Source organism: Pseudomonas sp. K5002 (assembly GCF_013386655.1).
GTDB lineage: Bacteria > Pseudomonadota > Gammaproteobacteria > Pseudomonadales > Pseudomonadaceae > Aquipseudomonas.
Map to the genome: position 1 here is coordinate 1 of NZ_JACARK010000549.1, position 8,362 is coordinate 8,362.

Here is an 8,362-nt window from a genome sequence, read left to right on the forward strand (position 1 = left end):
TCCGGCTCGGGCAAATCCACCCTTGGCCAGGCGATCCTGCGGTTGATCGACGCCCAAGGCAGCATTCGCTTCCAGGGCCAGGCCCTCGACGCACTCAAAGGCAAGGCCCTGCGTCCCTGGCGGCGCAAACTACAGGTGGTGTTTCAAGACCCGTTCGGCAGCCTCAGTCCGCGCATGAGCGTGCAGCAAATCATCGAAGAAGGCCTGCGCGTACACACGGACCTCAATGCTTGCGCGCGCGAAGCTCAAGTGATTGCCGTGTTGCGCGACGTCGGACTCGACCCCGATACGCGCCATCGCTTCCCCCACGAATTCTCCGGCGGCCAGCGCCAACGAATCGCGATCGCCCGCGCACTGGTGATCAAGCCGGATTTGATATTGCTCGACGAACCCACCTCAGCTCTCGACCGCACTGTGCAAAAGCAGGTGGTGAGTTTGCTGCGCAGGTTGCAGGAGGAGCATGGGCTGACCTACTTGTTTATCAGCCACGACCTGGCGGTGGTAAGGGCGTTGGCTCACGACTTGATCGTGGTGAAGGATGGCGTGGTCGTGGAGGCGGGGAGTACCGAGCAATTGTTCGACGCGCCGGAGCATGCCTATACGCGGGATTTGCTGGTAGCGTCGTCGTTGAGGAATCGCGAGTAGTACAGCCTAGTGGGTGCTGATCTCACGCTTTACCGTCTGCAGTGCTTCTGCCAACAACCAGTCCCGGAACGTCGTCAGTTTGGGCAGGCTGGCGCACTCAGGCCGATAAATGACGTAGTAGGCCAGCTCCGAGTGTTCGGCGTAATGGCGGTCGGGTCTTTTTCGTCGGGTGGGTTGCTGTCGGCTTATGGCTGGAACACAGTGCTGTAGGTTTCGTTTTTACCGCTGGTGTTGGCTGTCGTCGCGCTGGCACTGACTGTCCCCAAGTACATGGCCGGTCGGTTTGATCTGAAAGGGCAAGGTGCGTTAGCCACTCGAGCGCATTTCCTGCTCAAGCAAATCCCGGGCGCTATACGTCATTTAACAAGTGGGCGATGCCAGATGTTCACAAGCTGCTCGTAAGCCCACTCCGCTGGGCTCAATGCGCTCAAAATGAATGTGCTTGTTCATCGATTAATGTTCATGGACGAGGTTTTCCGCTCGTCTGGTCGATCCGACCTTTGGCAGCTACTTAAGCGGTGGCTGGCGGCGAGGGCCTGAACGGCGGCCCTTTTGTCTAACGTGTGAATCGCCCCGGGTTTCATAGACACCTCTTTGCCTTAAACTGAGGCCAATTAGGAGGTGCCATGAGCAACCCGCGTTACTCCGAAGAATTCAAAATCCAAGCAGTCAATCAAGTGACCGAAAAGAAGCTGCCTGTCGCTGAGGTAGCCGCCCGTCTCGGCGTGTCGACGCATAGCCTCTATGCCTGGATAAAGCGCTACAGCAAACCCCAAGAAGAACGGCAGCAGGATGATGATCAGCACGCTGAACTGCGTCGCCTGAGAGCGGAACTTAAGCGCGTCACTGAAGAGCGAGACATATTAAAAAGGCCGCCGCGTACTTTGCCAAGGAGTGCGGTTGAAGTACGCCTTTATCAAGCAGCGAGCGGGCGACTATTCGATTCGACGGCTTTGCCTGACGCTGAAAGTCCATCCCAGTGGTTATTACGCTTGGTTGTCTGAACCGCAATCTGCACGTGCTAAAGACGATCAACGATCACTGGGTTTGATCAAGCATTCGTGGCTGGAAAGCGGTGGCGTTTATGGCTATCGAAAAATCCATGACGATCTGCGCGAGGTCGGTGAGGATTGTGGTCGGCATCGTGTGGCGAGGCTGATGCGTCTTGAAGGTCTGCGCTCTCAGACAGGGTACCGACTCCGCCCTGGCAAGTACGGCGATAAGCCAGCGGTCGCTTCACCCAATTTACTGAAGCGCCAGTTCGATGTCGTAGAATCCAACAAAGTTTGGGTCACCGATATCACCTACATTCGCACGTATGAAGGCTGGCTGTATTTGGCGGTGGTGCTGGATCTGTTTTCTCGTCAGGTCGTCGGCTGGTCAATGAAGTCGCAGATGACCAGTGATTTGGCCATTGATGCGTTATTGATGGCGGTTTGGAGGCGTAAACCGAACCAGGAGGTGATGGTTCACTACGACCAAGGTAGCCAGTACAGCAGCTATGATTGGCGCAGCTTTTTGAAGGCAAACAATTTGGTTGCCAGCATGAGTCGCCGAGGCAACTGTCATGACAACGCCGTGGCCGAGAGCTTTTTCCAGCTTCTGAAACGGAACGGATCAAGCGGAGAATCTACACCACGCAGGAAGACGCTCGTAGTGATGTGTTCGATTACATCGAGATGTTCTACAACGTAAAACGCCGCCATGGTTTCAACAATCAGCTGTCACCGGTAGAGTTTAAAAAGCGTTACGCAATGAGCTTGCAAGGTGTCTAGAGAATCCGGGGCGATTCACAGTGCCTCATATTCTCGCGTGGCCATTTCCTTTGAAAGTTCGCGCAAAAATTCCGCCTCGCTTTGCAGCAGCGTGACGATATTTAGGACATTACTGGCTTCGGCCGCGGTCAACTTGCGCAATAGACTCAGCAAGTCAACGGCGCAGGCTTCGTTAACGGAGGCTGACTCTATCAGCCTTAGTTGCCGTTTTTGAATCTCGTGCAAAGGATCCATCATTCAAACCTTGGGAGCGGTTGAGTTAGTCTTTAGCTGACAAGACCGATTTTCAGGGGGGCAGGGCGGTGAATCACATCAGACTGCTCTTAATTCACAGACCCGAATCTCAATCTGCCGCGGGAGGGACGGGCGGGTCGAAAACGGGATGGCTGAAGCTCGTGGAGCGAAACCCATGAAGCAGTGCCTGTAAGGTCGTGGCGCAGGTTGGGTCGCTCCATGGCGTGGCAGTCCTGAGAAGGGCCTCCAGCTGTCCCGCTTGGCGGGCCACATCTGGCCATTCGATACTGAGTGCTGCGCCGTGTAGACGGTGGGCTGCGTGGAGGGCCGGTTCCAGGTTGCGCAGAACCATCCCTTCAAGTAGCGCCAGTAGGTCCCGTTCCAATGCTTCAAGGATCTGCTGGTGACCCACAGGTTGCCGTAGGGCGAAGGGGTGTGGCAGTAAAGTCAGGGTCACGCCGCACCATAACTCGATTGCATCCTGCAACTTGCCAAGGCTGATCGGCTTGCTGAGGATGCCATCCATGCCGGCATCAAAGCATCGGGCGACATGCTGGTTGCCCGTAGAGGCGGAGATCGCAATGATGGGGCAGCGCGTTTGCGCGGCATCCTGTTCGATCATGCGGAACAGGCGCGTCAGCGAATAGCCGTCCTGGTCCGGTAGGTCACAGTCCATCAAGATCAGGTCATAGGTGCCTTGTTCGAAGCAATCCACGGCCTGGGCGCCGTCCCTGGCGATCACCGGCGTGCAGCCGAAGCCCTCGATCTGTGCCTGCAATACCGCCTGGTTGGCGACGGTGTCCTCCACGACCAGAATGCGCAAGGGCTTTGGTGCGGATGTCGCTGACCAGTTCGTGGCGGGGAGCACGGTTTCAGCCTCTGTCGAGTCGGGCGGTGCCAACTCCGCGGTCAGCGACAATTCAACGCGCGTTCCCTTGCCCAGCGAGCTGTCCAGCGTGAGGGTGCCGCCCATGAGTTTAAGCAGGTCGCGACAGATGACCAGCCCCAGGCCTGTGCCACCTGAGCGCTTATAGGATTGTGCTCCCTGGCTGTAAGGCTGGAACAGGCGCACTTGGCTTTCCGGGCTCAGACCGATTCCGGTATCAGTGACGGTCAACCGCAACTGTTTGTTGCGCGACGAAGGCAGGTCACTGATCGCATAGGCAACTTCCACACCGCCGATTTCGGTGAACTTGATGGCATTGGACAGCAGGTTGTGCAGCACCTGCCCAATGCGGGCGCTGTCGAGCATCAACAGTGGCAGGTGGGATTCGCCATCGACGCTGATTGATAAATGCTTCTCCCGGGCCCGCAAGCGATGCAGGTCAACGATGTTATTCACCAGGGTGCCGAGGTTCACCGGCTCGTATTCGAGCTTGACCTGCCCGGCATCAAGCTTGGAAATATCCAGTACGTCATTGAGCAGCCTCAACAACGATTGCGCGCCGTGGTTGGCCAGGTCGGCAAAGTGCTGTTGCTGCTTGTCCAGCGGTGTGTTACGCAACAGTTCGACGGCCGCCACCACCGCATTCATCGGCGAGCGGATTTCATGGCTCATGACCGCCAGGAACATCGCCTTTTCCCGCTCGTTGCGCTCGGCACGCTGGCGCATGCGCTGGGTTTGGTAAATCGTGATGAGCAATAGCACTACCACCAGGACAATTAACGCGATCTCATGAGGGTAGTGGGACACAACTTCCCTTATCGTCAGGTCCTGGGTGGCATGTTCGCGCAGCCAATTGGCGTGCAGGACGCGAACTTCGTCAGGGGTGACCGAATCGAGCGTCTTCTGGATGATTGAGTGCAATAAAGGCTCGTTTTTCCGAGTGCCCATGCCAATTTGCGACGCCATACCGGTGAGCACCCCGGATATCTGCAATTGGCCCTGGAACTGGCGATAGAGGAACGGCAGCAGATAGGCTTCAGTGGCCACCGCAGCATCGGCGGTGCCTTCGGCAACTTGCTGCAGCATCGTCAGGGCGCTGCCGCCGATGATCAATTTCGCCCCAGGTGCCTTCGTCGCGAGGAAATCTTTGTATCGATCGAAGGAGGGCAGGGTCACGGTCAGCTGGTCCAGCTGTTCAGCCTCGAAAAGAGGCGGGCGTCCGATGCGGGTGATGATGACCGTAGTGGTATTCAAATAGGCTGAAGTTAGCAGGAGTCGGGGGTCTTTAACACCGGGCCCATTAAGCCTGAAGGTGGAGATAAGGTCTGCTTGTCCAGTTGTCAGGAGCTCTATGCGCTCTTGAATCGAGTGAGCTGCAACATAGTCGATCTTCATGCCGGTCTTGTCTGCAATCAGCTGCAAATACTCAGCCGACAGCCCTTTGAGGCGACCGTTCTCCACGTATTCGATAGGGGAAAGACTGCCCACTACGGCGACACGCAATACCGGATGATGTTCGATCCAGACTCTTTCCTCGACGCTTAAATCAGGTCCGGGAGGCCGCGCGCCGGCGTTAGCCCATGTTGCGGCCATCAACAGGCACAGGCTGGTGCCCCAACGAACGCGGTTCCTCGTCATCATGTCTAGTCCAGGGTTTTCATGATCTTGAACAAGCCGTTGTTAGAGGTGACCCCAAGCTTGCGAAAAGCGGTGGCCTTCTGCGTACTGATGGTCTTGATGCTGCGATTGAATTTCTCGGCGATCTCCGTCACGGTCATGCCTTCCAGATAGCAGCGGATCACTTCCTGCTCCCGCGCCGACAAGGCCGCGCGCTGCAAGGCGTTATCACTGATCGATATTTGTGTCGATTCGTCTGGCCTGGCCGCATCGGCCACTTGGTAAGACATATCGGCACTCAAGTAAATGGCGCCCGAAGCAACGGTACGGATCGCCTTCACCAGGCTTCCCAGCCCCTCATCTTTGCCTACAAAACCGCGCGCTCCTACACGCAAGGCAAGCGAGACGGTAGCCGACTCATGATGGCTTGATAGCACCAGAATACGACAGTCAGGGAAGCGGCTTCGCAAGGCGCGAATCAGGGATACGCCGTCGAGTTCATCCCGTCCCAGAGCAAAGTCCAGCAGCAAGACGTTGGCGGGCATCGTCGCCATGCCGCGTATCAGTTCGCGACTGGTTTCATAGACGCCAACAATCTCGATGGATAACTCTTCGGCGAGGTGGCTGACAAGGCCGTGGCGTACCACTGCATGATCATCAAGGATCGCTATGCGTATGGTTTTCATGGATGCCAATGGACACTCGAAAGTAGCCGGATAACTAATTGATTAAAGACCATCTCTCAATTCGGCTCCAGCAGGGGTGAAGATACCGTTTAACCACGCCGTGATTGTTTCAGCACACGCGAGGCAATGTTTGCAGGAACAATGGACGTAAGCGCATCCCTAGGCGGTGATCATGCTCAGGAATACATCGCTCTCCATGGGCCGGGCCAGAGCGAAACCCTGCCCGGTGTTGCAGCCCAGCCTGCTCAGCAACTCGATGCTCTCGGTATCTTCAATACCTTCGGTGATCAAGTTGATATTGAACAACTGCGCCAGAGCGACGATCCCCGAGATGATTTCTGAAGAGTGGGCAAACTGGCCCACCGCACGCACCAGGGCTCCGTCAATCTTCATCTCGTCGAATGGCATGCGTGACAGCAAGGACAACGTCGCGGCGCCGGCACCGAAGTCGTCCAGGGACACCGGAAAGCCTTTGGCGCGCAAAGCAGTGATCGAGGCTGAAAGGGCCAGCTCGCTGTCGGGCGCCAAGTCTTCGGTCAGCTCGATCTTGAGGCGTTTGCAAGGCAACCCCGCCCGATGCATCTTTTGCGCAAGTCTCGTGGCCAGGCCATGGGCGCAGAGCGTGCGTGCCGAAGCGTTGATGGCGATGGGGATATCAATGCCTCCACGGTTTAACTTGCCCAGGGTGTCGATCACAGTCTTCTCGATAAAGCTGAACAACAACAGATCCAGCCCGAGCTGGTTGATCATCGGGATCAGGACCGAGGGTGGCACATCCCCATGCCGTGGATGGTGCCAGCGGATCAGGGCTTCCGCGCCGACGACCTCTCGTGTCGCCAGGTCATATTGGGGCTGGTAGACCACTCTTAATCCTTCGCCGGTGGCGAGGGCCGCCACCACCTCATCGTCATTGAGCAGTTGCTCCAGTTTTTCCTCATGTGGACTGCGCGGTGCCGGATGGGCGGTATGCGCCAATTGACTGATCACTGCCAAGAGTTTCTCGGGTTGTTGCTCCACCGCGATCTCTACCCGGATACCTGAAGCCCTGGCCAGGCGCGCATGGGAAGCCAGCGCTGCCGTCGAGACGCCATTGAGAGTGTGCGTCCAGCCCTGCTCAAGGCCTGCGGTCAGTAAGCCGGGGGGGAGCGCATGCTCGGATTGTGGCTGTGCGGTCCAGACTATATGCGGAATGCTGTGTAGCAGCCCGGAAGCATTCAGGTCGCTGACACAGCACGGCAACATCAAGCTGTCGACATGGTCGGCATGAACCTGCGCGACGATGATGTCGACAGGTTGCTTGCGCAGGCGCGTCATCAACTCGCTCAACGAATCGATGTGTTCGATAAGAAAAAGGGGGCTCCCGTTGAGCAGCGTGGCTACGCGGTGGGCGTACTGCTCGTCACTGGCCAGGATGACCAGGCTTTGCAGGGCGCGCTCGGAGGGAACGATGACTTGGGCTGCCATCAGCTGATGCTCAGTGGTTGTGGTGAGGTCACATTTGAGCAAAGGCGATGTGAGAGAAATATAAGACTGGGACTAAATCGCGGCTGGACCCCTTTCTGGGGCCCGGCTTGTGCTGATCCGAAATTTAAGAGCAGTCCGATATCGGCATTGGCGAGCGCTCGACAGAATTCACCCCGATTCATGGCGGCTCGCAGCATGTGCGGGCATTACAGAACGAGTGCACGCACGCTGTCGCCAACAGCTGTTGCTTCTGCGCTTCAATGCCACTTCGTGAGGCCTCATACCTGACGATGTGTGTGCTACAGGGTGAGTTATTGTGAAAGTCACGTCGCGTTCAGTCTTGCCGTTTGCGTTCCTGCGATCAGCCCCGCTTAATCCAATTCGCCACGGGGTTCGCATGCGTTATTGTCATGCGCCTGATGCTTGTCAGTCCCGACACCGTCAACTGGATTGGGCGATATGGGGGGTGATGACCCTGACCGGCATAACGGCATTGCTGAGTGCAACTGCCCATGCCGGCAATGGTGTGCACATCAACGCGAATGCGGACGGCCAGTGCGTAAGTTTGAATGACCCGCAGAACAACGATGGCAATGCCGCGACGTATCTTGCGCAAAACCTGATCTTCAAGGATCAGGCCGGGGGCAAGTGCAATTCCGCGACTAAAGGTTCGCAGACCGATTCGGTACTGTTTTACCGTCCAGGGGGCGTTTCTGGCGTAGGGGCGACCTCTCTGACCCTGGGTGGCGAACTGTTCGTCAACAGCGGCCGGGTTATCCTCGGGCAGCCCGGCGGCAATATGGCGATTGGTAACGAGAGCACTCAAGCCAACGCCGACGGGGCTGCCATTGGTCATGGGGCCCAAGGCCTCGGCCGCTGGGGCATGGCGGCGGGGTTCCAGGCCAAGTCCCTGGCTGACTATGCCCACGCATTTGGTTATAACGCCCAGGCCTCGAATCAGTACGCCACGGCTATCGGCGCAAATACGACGGCGGCGGGAGAACGGGCCACGGCTGTGGGCGCCGGTGCATCGGCCAGTGGCGGCGGGGCTTTTG

Annotated in this window: 5 protein-coding genes and 2 pseudogenes; 3 read left to right on the plus strand and 4 right to left on the minus strand. The window is 57.4% G+C overall.

The features are described from left to right. Positions 1-645, plus strand: a 645-nt coding sequence (locus tag HX846_RS23015) for an ATP-binding cassette domain-containing protein (protein WP_178966148.1), incomplete at its 5' end; no start/stop codon positions are given. Between the two features lie 626 nt (positions 646-1,271). Continuing rightward, a pseudogene (locus HX846_RS23020) lies at positions 1,272-2,420 on the plus strand (IS3 family transposase). Positions 2,421-2,435: 15 nt separating this feature from the next. Here the strand turns inward: HX846_RS23020 and HX846_RS23025 are convergent. The 4 genes from HX846_RS23025 to HX846_RS23040 form a co-directional block, all read right to left on the minus strand. After that, complete coding sequence (locus HX846_RS23025) at positions 2,436-2,654, minus strand: hypothetical protein (protein WP_087693821.1); 219 nt, start codon at positions 2,652-2,654, stop codon at positions 2,436-2,438. A 109-nt stretch (positions 2,655-2,763) separates the two neighbouring features. Further along, positions 2,764-5,181, minus strand: a complete 2,418-nt coding sequence (locus tag HX846_RS23030) for an ATP-binding protein (RefSeq protein WP_178966149.1) — start codon at positions 5,179-5,181, stop codon at positions 2,764-2,766. 2 nt (positions 5,182-5,183) lie between these two features. Next, positions 5,184-5,843, minus strand: coding sequence for a response regulator transcription factor (locus HX846_RS23035; RefSeq protein WP_087693819.1), 660 nt, complete (start codon positions 5,841-5,843; stop codon positions 5,184-5,186). Positions 5,844-6,002: 159 nt separating this feature from the next. Beyond that, positions 6,003-7,307 (minus strand): EAL domain-containing protein, encoded by a 1,305-nt coding sequence (locus HX846_RS23040; protein WP_178966150.1) that lies wholly within the window; start codon positions 7,305-7,307, stop codon positions 6,003-6,005. A gap of 469 nt (positions 7,308-7,776) precedes the next feature. Between HX846_RS23040 and HX846_RS23045 the strand changes: the two are divergent. After that, a pseudogene (locus HX846_RS23045) lies at positions 7,777-8,362 on the plus strand (hypothetical protein); the annotation flags it as partial.

Coding starts and splice junctions, on each gene's coding strand:
- HX846_RS23035 (WP_087693819.1), bottom strand. CDS start 5,843: ATGAAAACCATACGCATAGCGATCCTTGATGATCATGCAGTGGTACGC.
- HX846_RS23030 (WP_178966149.1), bottom strand. CDS start 5,181: ATGATGACGAGGAACCGCGTTCGTTGGGGCACCAGCCTGTGCCTGTTG.
- HX846_RS23040 (WP_178966150.1), bottom strand. CDS start 7,307: ATGGCAGCCCAAGTCATCGTTCCCTCCGAGCGCGCCCTGCAAAGCCTG.
- HX846_RS23025 (WP_087693821.1), bottom strand. CDS start 2,654: ATGGATCCTTTGCACGAGATTCAAAAACGGCAACTAAGGCTGATAGAG.